This is a genomic window from Capnocytophaga sp. CM59 (assembly GCF_000293175.1).
GTDB lineage: Bacteria > Bacteroidota > Bacteroidia > Flavobacteriales > Flavobacteriaceae > Capnocytophaga > Capnocytophaga granulosa.
The window spans coordinates 1-16,839 of record NZ_ALNN01000053.1 but is presented as its reverse complement, the minus strand read 5'-3'; the positions used below and the strand labels follow the sequence as shown (position 1 = coordinate 16,839).

16 protein-coding genes, 1 rRNA gene and 1 pseudogene are annotated in these 16,839 nt (G+C 42.5%); 15 read left to right on the top strand and 3 right to left on the bottom strand.

Going from position 1 to position 16,839, the window contains the following annotated elements; genetic code table 11:
• The 8 genes and pseudogenes from terL to HMPREF1154_RS10500 form a co-directional block, all read left to right on the top strand.
• Positions 1-1,810, top strand: a pseudogene (gene terL, locus HMPREF1154_RS10535) (phage terminase large subunit); the annotation flags it as partial.
• Positions 1,811-1,958: 148 nt separating this feature from the next.
• The gene (locus HMPREF1154_RS10530; protein WP_009642578.1) at positions 1,959-3,575 is read left to right on the top strand and encodes a CTP synthase; all 1,617 of its coding nucleotides are present in this window, start codon (positions 1,959-1,961) and stop codon (positions 3,573-3,575) included.
• Positions 3,576-3,677: 102 nt separating this feature from the next.
• Positions 3,678-5,534 (top strand): membrane protein insertase YidC, encoded by a 1,857-nt coding sequence (gene yidC / locus HMPREF1154_RS10525; RefSeq protein ID WP_009642570.1) that lies wholly within the window; start codon positions 3,678-3,680, stop codon positions 5,532-5,534.
• Positions 5,535-5,562: 28 nt separating this feature from the next.
• Positions 5,563-6,855, top strand: a complete 1,293-nt coding sequence (eno, locus tag HMPREF1154_RS10520; RefSeq protein ID WP_009642573.1) for a phosphopyruvate hydratase — start codon at positions 5,563-5,565, stop codon at positions 6,853-6,855.
• 212 nt (positions 6,856-7,067) lie between these two features.
• On the top strand, positions 7,068-7,787 hold the full coding sequence (gene bshB1, locus HMPREF1154_RS10515) for a bacillithiol biosynthesis deacetylase BshB1 (protein WP_009642576.1): 720 nt from the start codon (positions 7,068-7,070) through the stop codon (positions 7,785-7,787).
• Positions 7,788-7,913: 126 nt separating this feature from the next.
• The gene (locus tag HMPREF1154_RS10510) at positions 7,914-8,756 is read left to right on the top strand and encodes a hypothetical protein (protein WP_009642563.1); all 843 of its coding nucleotides are present in this window, start codon (positions 7,914-7,916) and stop codon (positions 8,754-8,756) included.
• A gap of 11 nt (positions 8,757-8,767) precedes the next feature.
• Positions 8,768-9,115: an arsenate reductase family protein gene (locus HMPREF1154_RS10505; RefSeq protein WP_009642581.1), complete on the top strand. Its 348-nt coding sequence runs from the start codon at positions 8,768-8,770 to the stop codon at positions 9,113-9,115.
• A gap of 23 nt (positions 9,116-9,138) precedes the next feature.
• Positions 9,139-10,119, top strand: a complete 981-nt coding sequence (locus HMPREF1154_RS10500; protein WP_009642579.1) for an outer membrane beta-barrel protein — start codon at positions 9,139-9,141, stop codon at positions 10,117-10,119.
• A gap of 52 nt (positions 10,120-10,171) precedes the next feature.
• On the opposite strand, the gene HMPREF1154_RS10495 is transcribed toward HMPREF1154_RS10500, so the two are convergent.
• Positions 10,172-10,873, bottom strand: coding sequence for a DUF4294 domain-containing protein (locus HMPREF1154_RS10495; RefSeq protein ID WP_009642567.1), 702 nt, complete (start codon positions 10,871-10,873; stop codon positions 10,172-10,174).
• 166 nt (positions 10,874-11,039) lie between these two features.
• Between HMPREF1154_RS10495 and HMPREF1154_RS13415 the strand changes: the two genes are divergently transcribed.
• The 7 genes from HMPREF1154_RS13415 (at position 11,040) to HMPREF1154_RS10460 (ending at position 15,433) form a co-directional block, all read left to right on the top strand.
• A complete protein-coding gene (locus HMPREF1154_RS13415) occupies positions 11,040-11,210 on the top strand; it encodes a hypothetical protein (protein WP_009642572.1) in 171 nt (56 codons plus the stop codon).
• A 76-nt stretch (positions 11,211-11,286) separates the two neighbouring features.
• Entirely contained in the window at positions 11,287-11,715 is a 429-nt protein-coding gene (locus HMPREF1154_RS10485; RefSeq protein WP_016421090.1) for a DoxX family protein, read from the top strand.
• Positions 11,716-11,729: 14 nt separating this feature from the next.
• Entirely contained in the window at positions 11,730-13,160 is a 1,431-nt protein-coding gene (locus HMPREF1154_RS10480; RefSeq protein WP_009642564.1) for a CCA tRNA nucleotidyltransferase, read from the top strand.
• Positions 13,161-13,202: 42 nt separating this feature from the next.
• Complete coding sequence (locus HMPREF1154_RS10475; RefSeq protein ID WP_009642571.1) at positions 13,203-13,631, top strand: hypothetical protein; 429 nt, start codon at positions 13,203-13,205, stop codon at positions 13,629-13,631.
• 4 nt (positions 13,632-13,635) lie between these two features.
• The gene (locus HMPREF1154_RS10470; protein WP_009642565.1) at positions 13,636-13,929 is read left to right on the top strand and encodes a hypothetical protein; all 294 of its coding nucleotides are present in this window, start codon (positions 13,636-13,638) and stop codon (positions 13,927-13,929) included.
• Between the two features lie 26 nt (positions 13,930-13,955).
• Positions 13,956-14,381 (top strand): PaaI family thioesterase, encoded by a 426-nt coding sequence (locus HMPREF1154_RS10465; protein WP_009642566.1) that lies wholly within the window; start codon positions 13,956-13,958, stop codon positions 14,379-14,381.
• Positions 14,378-15,433, top strand: a complete 1,056-nt coding sequence (locus HMPREF1154_RS10460) for an isochorismate synthase (RefSeq protein WP_009642580.1) — start codon at positions 14,378-14,380, stop codon at positions 15,431-15,433. The genes HMPREF1154_RS10465 and HMPREF1154_RS10460 overlap by 4 nt, the downstream gene beginning before the upstream one ends.
• On the opposite strand, the gene HMPREF1154_RS10455 is transcribed toward HMPREF1154_RS10460, so the two are convergent.
• Together HMPREF1154_RS10455 and rrf are read right to left on the bottom strand one after the other, a co-directional pair.
• Entirely contained in the window at positions 15,427-16,365 is a 939-nt protein-coding gene (locus tag HMPREF1154_RS10455; RefSeq protein ID WP_009642574.1) for a hypothetical protein, read from the bottom strand. The genes HMPREF1154_RS10460 and HMPREF1154_RS10455 overlap by 7 nt on opposite strands.
• A gap of 109 nt (positions 16,366-16,474) precedes the next feature.
• A 5S ribosomal RNA gene (gene rrf / locus HMPREF1154_RS10450) occupies positions 16,475-16,583 on the bottom strand.
• Positions 16,584-16,839: the final 256 nt, after the last annotated feature.

Genomic DNA, 16,839 nt, shown 5'->3' with positions numbered 1-16,839 from the left:
TTGCCGCTATCCGTATCATTATGCGCTTAGAAGGATGGGAAAGTGAAAAGAGAAAAGGAAAGCCAAGCGAAAACTTGGAGCTTGGGTATGTGGGTGAAAAGCGGGCAACGCATAATAAGCCAGCGCCCCATCGTAGGGGCGAATGGCAATTCGCCCAATCACAAAATGCCCAATCGCAATTCGCCCAAACAAAATTCGCCCAAACAAAATTCGCCCAATACAACACAGATAATGATACGAACAATCATAATGAGGGCGAATTGCTCAACATGGGCGAATTGCCATTCGCCCCTACACCTGCCCAACACCAATATCCCCAACCCAATACGGCCTACAACAATTACCCCTCCGAAGCCTGCGCCTGCTTAGTAGCCCCCTCTCCGAAGGAGAGGGGGTTGGGGGAGAGGAACCTCCTCTCCTTCACCCGCCATACACTCCCTGCTTTTGCCCCGCCCCTTTCCACATTGCCTATTACGAGGTGCTAACCCGCTTTGCCATGGGAGAAATCAAAAAGCTGATGATCACCATGCCGCCCCAACATGGTAAGAGCGAAGGCGCTACTCGTCGCCTACCTGCGTTTGTCTTAGGACAAGACCCTGACAAACGTATTGCTATTGTTTCCTACAACGCTATCAAAGCACGCAAGTTCAACCGCGAACTCCAACGCATCATGGACGATGACCGCTATTACGAACTGTTTCCACAAACACTCCTCGCAGGTCAGGCAAGCTACCAAGAGCAAGGCCGACGCAGTCGCAACTATGCCCGCAATTCCGATGAGTGTGAGATTGTAGGCTACCAAGGCAGCTTTAAGACGATTGGCGTAGGAGGTTCCTTAACTGGCGAACCAGTGGATATGCTGATTATGGACGACTTGTACAAAGATGCATCGTCGGCTTGGTCGCCAGTAATTCGTCAAAACGTGGCCGACTGGTACGATACGGTAGCCTCTACACGTTTGCATAATGATAGCCAACAGCTGTTGGTCTTTACCCGCTGGCACATGGAAGATTTAGCAGGACGCTTATTGGAGCAAGAGGGGGTATATGACCCTATAGAAAACCCGCAAGGTTGGTTATTAGTCAGCTTTCCCGCTATACAGAACAGGCCGCCGAGCGAACAAGACCCCAGAGCAGAGGGAGAACCTTTGTGGCCTGAACGGCATAGCCTAAGTAAGTTACTCGAAATCAAAGGTCGTTCCCCAACCGTTTTTGAAAGTCTATACCAACAGAATCCGCAACCCTCCCAAGGATTGATGTACGAGGAATTTACTTGTTATACCGACTTGCCTTCTCGTTCCTACTCAGTAGCGTACATAGACGCTGCTGATAGTGGGGCGGATTACCTATGTGCTTTATTTTATAAGGAGGCAGAGGACGGCAATTACATCACCGATGTACTTTATACGAAAGACCCTATGGAGGTTACTGAAACTACACTGACTTATATGTTGCAGCAACACCAAGTGGAGCGCTGCCATATAGAGAGCAACAACGGCGGCAACCTCTTTGTCAGCAACCTCCAGCAACGTTCGTGGGACACAGGCAACCGACTGACGCGCTTTAATCCTTTTCATCAGAATCAGAACAAAACAGCAAGGATTTTTGCTGCATCGGCCTCTGTGCAGAAGCTCATCAAGATGCCTCTGGATTGGAAAAAGCGTTTCCCTAAGTTTGCCCGCGACCTGACGGGTTACCTCCGCGTAGGTACCAACGCCCATGACGATGCGCCTGATGCGCTCACTGGCTCCATAGAGTGTCGCCAGCCCCCCAAGAGAGTCAGTGTGGCGGAGATGTTTGGAAGGATTTAAGCGAATAGTGAAAAGTGAATAGTGAAAAACGCTATTCAGGCGCTCACGCTTCACTTTTCACTAATAACTCTTCACTTGTCATTTGTCATTGATTTAATTTGTTTTATTCGCAAAATATACTTACTTTTGCGCTATCTTTATAAAGCTCATGGACAATACTAAATATATATTTGTTACAGGGGGCGTTACCTCTTCTTTAGGGAAAGGAATCATCGCCGCCTCGCTGGCTAAACTACTGCAAGCCAGAAATTATCGGGTTACCATCCAGAAGTTAGACCCTTATATCAACATTGACCCAGGCACTCTCAACCCCTACGAACATGGGGAGTGTTATGTGACCGAAGATGGTGCCGAAACTGACCTTGACTTGGGGCACTACGAACGTTTTCTCAATGTGTATACCTCTCAAGCCAACAATGTTACCACAGGGCGTATCTACCAGAGTGTGATTGAAAAAGAACGCCGCGGTGAGTTCCTTGGAAAAACAGTACAGGTGATCCCTCACATCACCAACGAAATCAAAGACCGCATCCAGCTCCTGGGCAAAAGTGGTCAATACGATATTGTCATCACCGAAATCGGGGGGACTGTGGGCGACATAGAATCCTTGCCTTATATAGAAGCTGTCCGCCAACTCCAGTGGGAATTGGGCGATAACAATGCCATTGTAATCCACCTGACCCTTGTGCCTTACTTGGCTGCCGCGGGCGAGTTGAAAACCAAGCCTACCCAGCACAGTGTAAAAGCTCTTATGGAGAGTGGCCTTAAGGCCGATGTGCTCGTATGTCGCACCGATCGCGACCTACCCGATGACCTCCGACAAAAACTCGCTCTTTTCTGCAATGTAAAAAAGGAAGCTGTCATCCAGTCTATTGATGTCGCTACCATCTACGATGTACCCAACCTGATGCTCTTGGAAGGCTTAGATACCGTGGTACTCAAGAAGTTAGCCCTCTCCGATGCCGTAGCGCCCGACCTCACCAAATGGAATAATTTCTTACAAAGACATAAGAACCCCAAGCACCGTGTACGTATCGGCTTGGTAGGCAAGTATGTAGAGCTGCCCGACGCGTACAAGTCTATCTTAGAGGCTTTTATCCACGCTGGGGCAGAGAACGAGGTAAAAGTGGAAGTGCTCATGATACACTCCGAGTATTTGGACGAGACCAACCTACAAGACAAGCTCAGCGGCCTAGATGGCGTGCTGGTAGCACCAGGCTTTGGCGAACGTGGTATTGAAGGAAAAATTAAGGCCATACAGTATGTACGTGAGCATAAGATTCCTTTCTTAGGTATCTGCTTGGGTATGCAGATGGCCGTCATTGAGTTTGCCCGACATGTGGTCGGCTTTGAGAATGCCAACACAGCCGAGGTGAACCCCAACAGTCTCTACAAGGTCATTGACCTTATGCAAGAGCAAAAGCACGTAACCCAAAAGGGCGGCACCATGCGCTTGGGGGCTTGGGATTGCGAGCTTCAAGCCGGTAGCAAGATCTATGAGGTATACCAGCAACCACTCATCTCCGAGAGACATCGTCACCGCTATGAGTTCAATAGCGAATACCGCAAACCCCTTGAGGAATCAGGCTTGCGCTGTTCGGGTATCAACCCCAAAACAGGCTTAGTGGAGGTCATCGAACTGCCCTCTCACCCTTGGTTTGTAGGGGTTCAATATCACCCTGAGTACAAAAGTACCGTAGCCAAGCCACATCCGCTATTTGTCGCCTTTGTCAAAGCCGCCTTGGAATACAAACTTAAAAAATAATTTAAAAATCACCTAATATTTCAGAGAAAAATATTGGTCATTTGGTTATAAAATTGTATCTTTGCCCAATATAAAATAGCTTAATCAAATCAATCACTCTTTATGGAAGAAAGACGTTCCAACCTTACCTCTATGATAGGTATGATGCTCATGGCCATAGTGCTTCTGTTCTTTTTCTATCGCAATCAGCCTACCCAAGAGCAACCAAAAAACAATACAACCGAGAACACCCAACCCCAACAACCTAATAACGCCACTGTTCCTCCTACTACCATCCCTACGGATTCGGTAGGACTAAGCAAATACAAAGAGACCTTAGGGGCCTTTGCTTATTCCGCTACACTGCCTTCTGCCAAAGAGGGGGCTGTTACTGAATTGGAAAACAGTTTACTCAAGCTACAGGTAAGCAACAAGGGCGGACAGATTACCAGCCTACAGGTAAAAAACCAAAAAACCTACAACGGACAGCCTGTAGAGCTAATTAAGGATAAGAATGCGAGTTTCTCCTTAGAACTCTCCACTGCAGACAATCGTACGCTAAGGACTGAGGACTTGTTCTTTGAACCTTCTCTCTCTGGCAATGTGCTCTCTATGAAACTCCGTGTATCGGCTACTCAATATCTTGAATATGTATATACACTCCGTCCCGATGAGTATTTTTTGGATATGACCGTGCGCAGTGTAGGACTTTCTTCTGTCTTGAATACCAGCAAAGCTCCTGAGCTTACTTGGAAACTCAAGGCTCGCCGTATGGAAAAGAGTGTTACTTACGAAGACCGTTATGTACAGGCCGTGGTACAATACGAAGACAACCGCAATGATAAGCTCAGCGCCGGCGGCGAGGACTCCGAAGAGTTCAAGCAAGTTAAGTGGGTCGATTTCAAGCAACACCTCTTTAGCTCTTTCCTCATTAGCGATAAGGCTTTTGCTAGTGGCAAATTTTCTTCTAAAAATTTAGCCTCTTCCGAAGGGGATAACGTACAGTATACCAAGAACTTTGCCGCTGTATTACCCCTCGAATATACCTCTGGTGAACTCAATGAGGCACTACATTTCTTCTATGGGCCTTCTGACTATCATATCTTTAAAAAATATGACAAGCAGTATAGTCTTACCAAAGCCATTCCACTGGGCTGGGGAATCTTTGGCTGGATCAACAAATGGTTTGTGATTCCTGTCTTTGACCTACTTTCTAGCTATATGTCCATGGGACTGGCCATCATCGTCCTTACCATTATTGTACGTATACTACTCTCTCCTATCCAATATAAGTCTTACCTCTCTCAAGCTAAGATGAAGGTATTGCGCCCTGAGATAGAGGAAATCAACGAAAAATACAAAGGTCAAGACAATGCCATGAAGCGCCAACAAGAGACCATGGCGCTCTATAGCAAGGCTGGTGTGAATCCGCTCAGTGGCTGTATCCCTGCCCTCTTACAGATGCCTGTTTTCTTTGCCCTCTTTAGCTTTTTCCCTACAGCCTTTATGCTCCGCCAGAAAGCCTTCTTGTGGGCTAACGACCTTTCCTCTTACGACTCCATAGCCCAATTGCCTTTTAGCATTCCTTTCTATGGAAACCACGTGAGCCTTTTCCCTATCTTGGCCTCTGTTACCATGCTCATATATATGCTTATGACCACAGGGCAAATGCAACAACCCCAGCAGGAGGGCATGCCCAATATGAAGTTTATGATGTACATCTCCCCTGTGATGATGCTCTTCTTCTTCAACAACTACGCCAGTGGATTGAGCTTGTATTACTTCATCTCCAACCTTATTACCATATTTATTATGTTGGCTATTAAGTATTGGATTATTGATGAAAAACGTATCCATGCCAAGATACAAGAGAACAAACAGAAGCCGCGTAAGGAAGGTAAGTTCCAACGCAAGTTCCGCGAAATGATGGAACAAGCCGAAGCACAACAACGCGCACAACAAAACAACAAAAAGAAATAACCGATTATTAACCTTAATTGCTAACAATATGAGTCTTATCTTAGATGTACATGCAAGACAAATCCTCGATTCAAGAGGTAACCCTACCGTAGAAGTTGATGTAATTACCGATAACGGCTTTCGTGGCCGTGCAGCGGTACCTTCAGGAGCTTCCACTGGTGAATATGAAGCTGTAGAACTTCGTGACGGAGGTAAAGAATACCTTGGAAAAGGAGTGCTAAAAGCCGTTGAAAACGTCAATAACATCATCGCCGAAGAAATCGTTGGTATGAATGTATTTGACCAAAACCTCATTGACAAAACACTCATCGATTTGGACGGTACGCCTAACAAATCCAAGTTGGGTGCCAATGCTATCCTTGGGGTATCCCTCGCTGTAGCCAAAGCGGCTGCTGAAGAATTGGGCATTCCTCTCTACCGCTATGTAGGGGGCGTAAGTGCCAACAACCTCCCTGTACCTATGATGAACATCATCAATGCAGGTTCTCACTCCGATGCGCCTATCGCTTTCCAAGAGTTTATGATCATGCCCGTAAAAGCTGAGTCCTTTTCTCAAGCTTTGCAAATGGGTTCTGAAATCTTCCATAACCTCAAAAAAGTGCTCCACGATCGCGGACTTAGCACTGCCGTAGGGGACGAAGGAGGTTTTGCTCCTACCTTTGAAGGTACTGAAGACGCCTTGGATACTATCAAAAAAGCAGTAGAGAAAGCAGGTTACAAGTTTGGTGAAGAAGTAAAAATCGCCCTTGACTGTGCCTCTTCCGAATTCTACGAAGATGGTGTATATGACTACACCAAGTTCGAAGGCGAAAAAGGTAAAAAACGTACCTCTGCCGAACAAGTAGCTTACCTTACTGAATTGGTGAACAAATACCCAATCATCTCCATAGAAGATGGTATGGACGAAAACGACTGGGACGGCTGGAAACTCCTCACCGATGCCATTGGCGACCGCGTACAGCTCGTTGGGGACGACCTTTTCGTAACCAATGTGAAACGTCTTGAAAAAGGAATCGACTTGGGAGTAGCCAACTCTATCCTTATCAAAGTAAATCAGATTGGTACCCTTACCGAAACCATCGCCGCTGTGGATATGGCACATCGCGCAGGCTACACCTCTATCATGTCTCACCGCTCTGGAGAGACCGAGGACAACACCATTGCCGACCTTGCCGTAGCGCTTAACACCCGCCAGATTAAGACAGGTTCCGCTTCTCGTTCTGACCGTATGGCCAAGTACAACCAACTTCTTCGCATAGAGGAAGAATTAGGTGATGTAGCTTTCTATCCTCAGGAAAAAGCCTTCCGCGTAAAGAACTAAGACAGCCCTTACTCCTAAGAGAATAAGTATATTTTTTTAGTGAGTTCAAAAAATTTCAACAAAAACTTTTTCAAAGTCTTGCACTTTGGAAAAGTTTTTGTATATTTGCACAAATTATAGAATCCATTATTAATGATTAATACCAACAATGATTAATGATCAATTAATCATTGAACATTAACCATTAATCATTAATCATTGAACATTATTTTATGAAATTAGATATTTTAGCATTTGGCGCACACCCCGACGATGTAGAATTGGGCTGTGCTGGTACCCTTGCCAAGGAAATTAGCTTAGGCAAGAAAGTGGGTATCATAGACCTTACCCAAGGCGAATTGGGCACCCGTGGAAGTGCCGAACTCCGCCGAAAAGAAGCCGATGAGGCCGCTCGTATCCTCCAGATTAGTGTTAGGGAAAACCTCTGCTTTGCCGATGGGTTCTTCCTCAATGACAAACATCACCAGTTGGAAATTGTCAAGAAGCTACGTAAGTATCACCCTGAGATTGTGATCTGTAATCCCTTTGAAGATCGCCATATAGACCATGGCAAGGGCGGCAAGCTCGTCAGTGATGCTTGCTTTTTGAGTGGTTTGCGCCGTATAGAAACCACCGATGAAAATGGAAATCCACAAGAGGCCTGGCGTCCCAAGGTCGTTTATCACTATATACAGTGGAAAGACCTCCGTCCCGATTTCGTGGTAGATATCACTGGTTTCTTGGAAAAAAAGATTGAGGCTGTATATGCCTATCGCTCTCAGTTCCTCCCCGACGAAGGCAATGACCCTCAGACTGTTATCACTAGCCAGAACTTCCAAGATAGTATCAAGTTCCGTGCTCAGGAGTTGGGGATGCTCATCAACCGCGACTATGCTGAAGGGTTCAATGTAGAACGCTATGTTGCCGTAGATAACCTTAGCCATTTAATCTAGTAGGGGCAAAGTCCGCGAAAGCGGAGCATGTAAGGCAATTCGCCCTTATAAAGAACAATTCGCCTTCATGAAAGAAAATCAGCCCTCAAGAATAGCAATCCGACTGCTAGAAACCAAACTTAACAAATGAAATTTATCCTCTTCTTTATATTAGGTTGCTTTACGGCCTTTGCTCAGGATGATGAACCACTTAAATATTTCTTTTTAAGAGGAAAAGTAAAAACTATACGTATGTATCCTTACAAAGTAAAAGAAAACGAAGATAAAACAATAGAAAAAATACTTAGTAATGGCGTATTATACGACAAAAATGCTTTTATCAAGCTCAACAAAGCGGGTAAAGTAACCAAACGAATATTCTATGATGACAAAAATAAAGTCATAGGAAAGAGAAAAATCTCTTACGATCACAAAAATAGGCGAAAAAAAGAAAAAGTATACGACAGCAAAGGCAAATTGACTAGAGAATTCATCATGACATATGATGAAAAAAGGAAAGAAAGTCGAGAAGTTTTCCATTTAGAAAAAGACCGCGATTTTCAGCGTATCACCCTTTGCCGATTAGATGATAATGGTAACCCTGTTGTTTGTATCACCTACTATTCTAACGGAGAGATTATTGAGAAATGTTATATAAGGTACGACGATTTTGGTAACCTCGCTGAACGCATATTTATTACCCCCGATGATGAGAAAAAATACGTCTATCAAAATGAATATAACCTTATAGGTTTTCCAACCAAGTTAGTCAAAGAGGATTACGTCAATTTCACCGATAATTTCAGAGTCAATTATTTCTATAAAGACAACCATCCTCCTTATGCACAATCCATCAGTGCCAATGGCGTACTGCCCGCCTACTCCGAACTCTCTTATCAGTATGACAAAAAAGGAAATTGGATACGCAAAGAAGTCCGCTACAAAGACAAATTAGTATTTATCGTAGAACTAAAACTCACCTATTATTAAACATTAAAGAATTGATTATCTATCACAACTCCCATTGCAGCAAGAGCCGAGAGTGCTTAGCTTTCCTCAAAGAGGAAGAATACCCTATTGAAATTGTAGATTACCTTAAAAATCCCCCTTCTGTAGAGGAAATAAAGGAACTACTACGCAAATTGGCGATCAAACCTATTGATTTGGTGCGCAAAAAAGAAGCTATTTGGAAGGAAGTAGGCAGCGATACCCTATCCGACGAACAAATCATAGACCTACTACACCAATACCCCAAACTTATAGAACGCCCTATCCTTATAGATGGGGAGCGTGCTATCATTGCACGCCCTTTGAGTACTGCCCAGCAGTGGCTCCATACACCAGAATAAAAATCAAACTTAATTATTACATAATGAAGAGAATTTTCTTATTAGCTGGCCTACTTGTAGGCAGCTACACAGCCTCTGCTCAGGTATATGTATCTGCTACAGGAGGATACGCTTGGGGAGTACCTTCCACCAAGATAGGCGAAGAGAGTATCAACGGCAAAGAAAGTGTACGCTTTGGCACTTTCGGGGAAGGGGTCAACTCCCAACTTAGAGTGGGGTATTTCTTTAACAAGACTTGGGGCGTAGATGTCAGCGTAGGCTATCTCCATGGGAAAGACCAAGTGGTAAAGCGTGAAGTTAGCGAAAAGAATATTGCCGGCACCCCTCTGAAAGCCACCATTGACGGCGAAGTCATCGGGCGTGGACGTGCCTTTGGAGCTGCCCTTTCTGTAACCTACAACTTTACCGACAACTTCTACGGACGTTTTGGCTTACTTACCAAAATAGGCGGAAAAACTGAAGCAATAGCACATTCCTACACCACTACCCAACAAGATATTCCTGCGCCTATTGTAACTATCCTAAAGACTGTAGTACCTGCATTGGCCAATGTGCCTAATGGAGCATCTATTGCCTCTGGTGCTACTATTGAGACTTCCTATACAGAAGATTTCAAGGGGAAAATACCTTTTGGTACGATTGCTGCCTTGGGGTATAACTATCATATTGATGATCACCTATCTATCTTCGCCGAATTGGAGTATATGAATATCGCTGTAAAGCGTGACTATTCTCAGCTGAGAGACTTCAAACAAACCTTCAAGGCCAACCTTAGTATAGGAGGTGCTACCCGCACTATAGAAGTGCCTCTAAAAGACTTAGATGGCTTTACCAATGACACTTACAACGATGCCCTCCGCGGACAGGTATATCATAAGCGTACCAACTATGTAGAAGAGGCTAGCAAAGAAGAGCTTGAAAACAAATTAAACAACAAAAAACTCACTGAAAAGGCTTCTTATTCTTCTCTTGGACTTAATTTTGGTATCAAATATACTTTCTAACAAACAAAAAAAGGGCGAACCTTTGTTTTGTTCGCCCTTTTTCCTTAATTCTTTACTGATTAGCTGGCTTTGTACGCCATTTTTTCTCTATAGCCTCATAGTTTATCGCTATAGCAGGGGGTTGCATCTCCAGTTCTCCCTGAGAGAAAGCCCTCAAAAGGATATCCTCTATCCAAAAATCTTCCTCCTCACTCTCTGGAGCATAGATACTCTTGAGTGAGAGGTCGTAGAACCAAGCCGTATTGTTATACCAAAAAGCCCGCCAACCACTGCGTAGGTGCTTGACCAAGTCATAAGCCGAATAGCCCGTCTGCCTGTAGATGAGCTTGATGAGAATACGCCCTTGTGAGCGAGAAAGTTTCTTTAGTTCATCCGTGAAACGCGCCTCGGTTTCCTCTTGTATCTGTTTGGTATATTTCTTTTTTTGCCTATGGCTGGGTAGGGAGTCCAAAGTACGTTCTATACTATAGAGCTTATCGGCAGCCATTTTAGCATAAGGATATACCTTTTTGACTCTATATCTGAGCAGTTCATATTTTCTTCTTTGTGCTTCATCTCTGAAAAAAGGTTGATTACCAAAGAATAAGACCTCCTCTAAGTCAAACATCATTTCCCCCGTACCGATACTATCCTTTGGGGTAGCTTCAACAGAAGGCACACTTAAGTTCCCTCTCTTGGCTATTGTATCGGTCTGCTGAGAGAAAACAAGCTGTATGCCCATAAGTGCCATTATGAAAAAAAATCTTGCGTACATATCAAATTTTTGACAAATGTACGATTTTTTCAAAAATTCATTATTTACTAAAACGTTAAAATAATACATTAAATCTCAAAAAATCAATGGGTTCTATTCATTTTTTTGTAACTTTGCCAAAAATTCCGACACAGTGGAAGCAATCCCAAGTCCCAATTACGTTTTAATGACCCAAGAAGGAACCTATCTTGTGGAATATCTTATAGGAGAGGTAGTTTTTGCCACCAGTATCAGCCGTGCCATGATCTTTACCAACCTCGCTATAGCGCACCGTTTCAAGACCCTCCTATATGAGCGTTTTGGAATAAAAGTGACTGTAAATACTTATATTTACTAATTTATCTCAAACACTCGCGTTTGCAAAAAATAATTTCACTATCTTTGCACCCACTCTCTTTATAATTTAATTGATAATGTACTACAGAGATACCAATAATACTAACAATAATAGCATTCATATAGGCGTTCTGCTGCTGAGGATCATCATAGGGGGCATCATGCTCTTTCATGGTATTTCTAAGTTGCATGATATCAGCTTTGTAAAGATCCAATTGGTCAATCATGCTCTGCCAAGTATCTGGGCTTATGGTGCCTACATAGGCGAGATTGTAGCGCCTATCCTGCTAATGCTGGGCTATCGTACCCGCTTTTTCGCTATGATTATAGCCCTGGATTGCTTAGTGGCTATTTTCTTAGTACATAAGAGTGAAATCTTTGTCATTAACCCCGATACAGGTGCTTGGGCTATTGAGACCTTAGCACTATTCTTAGGAGGTGCTATTTGTCTATGCTTCACAGGAGGCGGAAAATATGTACTTTCCAAAAAAAGTAAATGGGACTAACAAAAAAATACATGATGAATTATTCTCAATCACTTACAGCTCCCATCTTTGAACTTATTTCTAAAATTGCTGACCAAAACAGTCAAAAATGCTTCGTCGTAGGAGGTTTTGTTCGTGATTTACTATTAAAACGAGGTGTTGCCAAAGATATTGATATTGTTACTCTAGGCAGTGGTATAGAGCTAGCTGAAAAAGTAGCCGCTCAATTGCCCAATAATCCTAAAATATCGGTATTTAAGAATTTTGGCACTGCCATGATTAAGACCGATAATATTGATATTGAGTTTGTTGGGGCACGTAAAGAAAGCTATCGGGAGGATTCTCGCAAGCCCATAGTGGAAGATGGTACCTTGGCCGATGACCAAAATCGTCGTGATTTTACTATCAATGCGTTGGCTATATCCCTAAATCAAGACACTTTCGGAGAATTGGTAGATCCTTTTGGAGGAGTTGATGACTTACAGAACAAAATCATTCGTACCCCTTTAGAGCCGAACATTACTTATTCTGACGACCCTTTGCGTATGCTCAGGGCTATTCGCTTTGCTACCCAGCTGAATTTTCAGATAGAAGAGAAGTCCCTACAAGCCATAGCGGACAACAAGGAACGACTCAAGATTATTTCCAACGAACGTATTGCTGAGGAACTCAACAAAATTCTTGCCGCTGCACGCCCTTCAGTTGGGTTTAAGTTGCTTTATGAAACGGGCTTACTCTCAATGATCTTACCCGAATTGGTCGCCCTACAAGGAGTAGATGAAAAAGAAGGACAACGCCACAAGGATAATTTCTGGCATACCTTAGAAGTAGTGGACAACATCTCCATGAATACCAATGACTTATGGCTCCGTTGGGCTGCCCTACTGCACGATATAGGCAAGGCCCCGACCAAACGATTTGACAAGAAAATAGGTTGGACATTCCATGGTCACGAGTTTCTTGGAGGGAAAATGGTGATAAAGATATTCCAGCGTCTGCGTCTGCCTCAGAATGAGAAGATGAAATTTGTCCAAAAAATGGTTACTATGAGTTCCCGCCCCATCATCATTGCACAGGATATTGTAACCGATTCGGCTGTAAGGCGACTACTTTTTGATGCGGGTGATGATTTTGAAGCACTTATGACCCTTTGTGAGGCCGATATTACCACCAAAAATCCACAGAGATATAAGAAATACCATCAGAATTTCCAAATTGTTCGCCAAAAAGTCGTAGAAGTAGAAGAAAAAGACCATATTCGCAACTTTCAACCTCCTATCACTGGAGAGGAAATCATGGCTCTCTTTGGCCTTAGTCCCTCCCGTGAAGTAGGTCAACTCAAAGAAGCTATCAAAGAAGCTATTTTAGAGGGTATTATAGGCAATTCCTACGAAGAAGCATATCCCTTTATGCTTGAGAAAGCAAAGAAAATGGGACTGTCTTTAGTTGCTGGAGCAAGTTCGTAGCTTATATCCAAAGGTGATAGAACTTACAAAACCTAACTAATAATGAAAGAAAGTATAAAGATAAGTGCCCTATCTGTGATTATAGGTGCTATTCAAATGGTCATTATTGGCTTTCTACTTATAGGATGTAATACCCAAAAAAGTGATTTTAAGGTTATCCAAACCGAAAGAATAGGTAAAGATTATCAATATAACCCCAATGGATTTATAGAAAATAATTATGGAAGATTGCTTATAAAAACCATTTCACTTTATGATAAGCAGGGGAAGCTAAAAGGAGTTTTTTGGAATAGAGCCAATGGATTTCTGGAATATACCCCATCAGAACTAAAAGAAGATATAGCCTTAGTAAAGAGTTTGGATATTGATACTATATATTCGGATAAGAAATACATTGGTTACATAAAAGAGAAAAAGAATGATACCGTTTTCTATTTGTCAAACAATAAAATCGTAATAAAAACTAAGTAATTTTATGAGAGTTCTGTTCTTTTTATTCTTATTATTGCTTACAGATGTTTGTAAAGGGCAACATCTCTTTGATTATAAAAAGGATAGTCTTGCAACATCTTTTAATGTAATAAGATTTGCCATACTTGCAGAAGAAGAATTAGCTCATAGCATCTATTATATAGACGCCTATTCGGGGGATTTTTTCTACAAAGATGAATATGAAACCCGAGAAGATTTTTTTGGCAGAGCAAGGGATTTACCCAAAGAAAAGATAACTATACCCCTAAGACATTACAACAAATTTGAACCCTTATAACTTTAATTTTTTTAATTCTATAACATATGAACAACCAATTATTATTAGAAAAAGCCAATGCTATGGGGCAAAGTACCCTCATAGACTTCCTTGAAATTCGCTTTATAGAAATAGGCGAAGACTACATAATCTCACAAATGCCTGTCAATGAAAAGACTTGCCAACCCAATCGCATCCTCCATGGAGGGGCTTCGGCTGCCTTGGCAGAAACTACAGGGAGTATTGCCGCGATGTTACTGGCAAATCCAGATCCTGAAAACTACTTAGTTTTAGGAATAGACATTATGATGAACCATGTACGAGGGGTAGAGTTTGGTAAGCAAGTTTTTGCCAAAGCCTCCCTACTCCATAAGGGAAAAACTCTCCAACACTGGGATGTAAAAATCACTGACGAGGAAGGTAAACTTGTTTCCTATGGAAAACACACCACCATAATCACTAAGAAAAGATGAACCAATCTAAAGAAGAATTTTTAGAAAAAGCAAAGGAGGTTGCCCTAAAAGGGTTACCTTTTGCTTTGTTTAGCTATCCCAATAGCGCGGATATTCACCTTATCTACCAGAATGATGACACCTTATATACAACCAATCTCTGTGAGGAAGATGGTTTTATCATGTGTCCTTTCCATGGGGGTACTCCTTTGCTACTAAAGCAAGAGCATCACCTCACTACTTCCCTACTCTCAGCTGAAAAGCCTATACTTAGTGCGGATGTTATTCCCTCCCAAGGTGATAGGACACTCTATCATACCCTTTTTGAAAAAGCCCTGAAAGCCATAGAGGAACATACGTTAGAAAAGGTAGTTCTTTCCCGTAGAATTGCTTACCAAGGCAATCAAAAATCGCTTCTTACCTATTTCCAAGATCTAAAAGCGCTATATCCTACAGCCTTTTGTTATGCTTTTTCCCACCCCAAAGTAGGTCGCTGGCTGGCTGCCACTCCTGAAACCTTGATAAAAGTAGCAGGCGACACTCTTTGTACCATGTCACTGGCGGGAACCAAACCCTTTGTCGAAGGGGAAAGTCCCCTATGGACAGAAAAAGAATATAGAGAGCAAAAGATTGTAACCGACACTATCACCCAAGTGCTACACCCCCTCTCCACCGATTTATCCACAGGAAAAGTACATGAAGTACGTGCCGGGAGACTCTGGCATCTTTGCACAGAAATTACCGCTAAAATCACCCCTAATACCCCTATCCAAGAAATTGTACAACGCCTACACCCCACTCCTGCGGTATGTGGTTTCCCAACAGATGAAGCCCGCAATTTTCTACTTGAGAATGAGGGCTATCCAAGAGAATTTTATGCAGGCTATTGTGGTTTGACCCATTGGGGAGCACATCGTTCTATAGACCTATTTGTCAATCTCAGGTGTGCCCAACTCACTCAAAAAGAGATATTTGTATATGTAGGAGGAGGGGTCAATAGTGGTTCTCAAGAAGAAAGCGAATGGCAGGAAACGGAAAATAAAGCCCAAACCATGCTACGAGTACTTCAATAACTTTCTACGCCCCCTTTGGGTAGCCGTACAAACTGAGAGACAAATTCTGGCAAACCTGTATCAGGGAGTCGCTCATTATAATCGTAATAGCTAATCACACAGGAGATCGCCTGCCCTCTGAGCACTGTCGCTATAAAATAGACAATGAGTTTGTGATCCTTATGATGACTCTTGAGGATAGGATCTTGATAATGCTCGTTATAGACAACCTCCGTGGCGCGTGTTTGCTTCCCTTCAAAGAGGAGCGTGATATCCCGCTCTGTAAGAATGCTTATCGTATGGTTTTCTGGCACGGGAATCAACATAGCCCATTCCTTCTGTAGGGCAATGGCTTGCTGTGCTTGGGCTAAGGTAACGTGCAGGCTCCAGTTCATCTCCCCTTTGGTAGGGCAGCGTACAATATTGACTCCAGCCCAATAACATTCGTCCATTAGGGGTACTTTTCTTCCGAGAAAATCAAAAGAACGCCCACCCATATGATTTTCTTTGGGCACTTTTTTATCTAATACCAGCTGAATCATCTCTGTGTCAATCTCTTCGGAGGGTGACTCGGAGACTGAACTGATCTTAGCTATCAGTAATACATCTTTTCCTTCGATTTTATTTCCGATGAAATAAACCATCGTATTTTGCCAATGATTTTCTGCATTTTTAGTATAATAGGTAAGATAATAATGAGAATATGGCAACTTTGGATTCCGCTTGGGAATGGTATCCAAGAAGTGATTTTTCTTAGCAAAATTCACCATATTTTGCTTTGTTACAAGCGTATCAAAGGCCTCCTCATAAACCTGTATTCTCACCTCATACTTTCCCATAGCATAGGCTGGCTCTCCTTCCATAGGATTATAATATAGGCGTTTTTGAGCATCTTTATTCTGAGCTGCTAAAGAAAGCGATAGAAAAAATAAAAAATAGAAGTATGTCTTCATAGCCGTTAGTGGTTAGTGGTTAGTGATTAGTGATTAGTGGTTAGTGATTAGTAGTTAGAATCAATAGTAAAAAACCGAACTATTCAAAAGAATAATTCGGTTTTTGTAAAGAAGGCGGCGACATACTCTCCCACAAATTGCAGTACCATCTGCGCTAAAAGGTTTAACTTCTCTGTTCGGAATGGTAAGAGGTGAGACCTTTCGCTTTAACCACCTTAAATTTTTAGTGATTAGTGAAAACTAATAGTGAATAGTTCTTCACCACACTTGTATTTTAAAGTAAAGTAGCTTAAGTATGTAGAGAATAACTTTTTCTCTCTTCACTGTTCACTCTTCACTTAATTGACACTATTGGATAAGACACCAACTTAATGGTTAATTGTTAATGGTTAATTGTTAATTGAAGTGACAATTAATAATTGATAATTAACAATTATAAAAGAATTTCGTACAATAAGTCTTCGGGTTATTAGT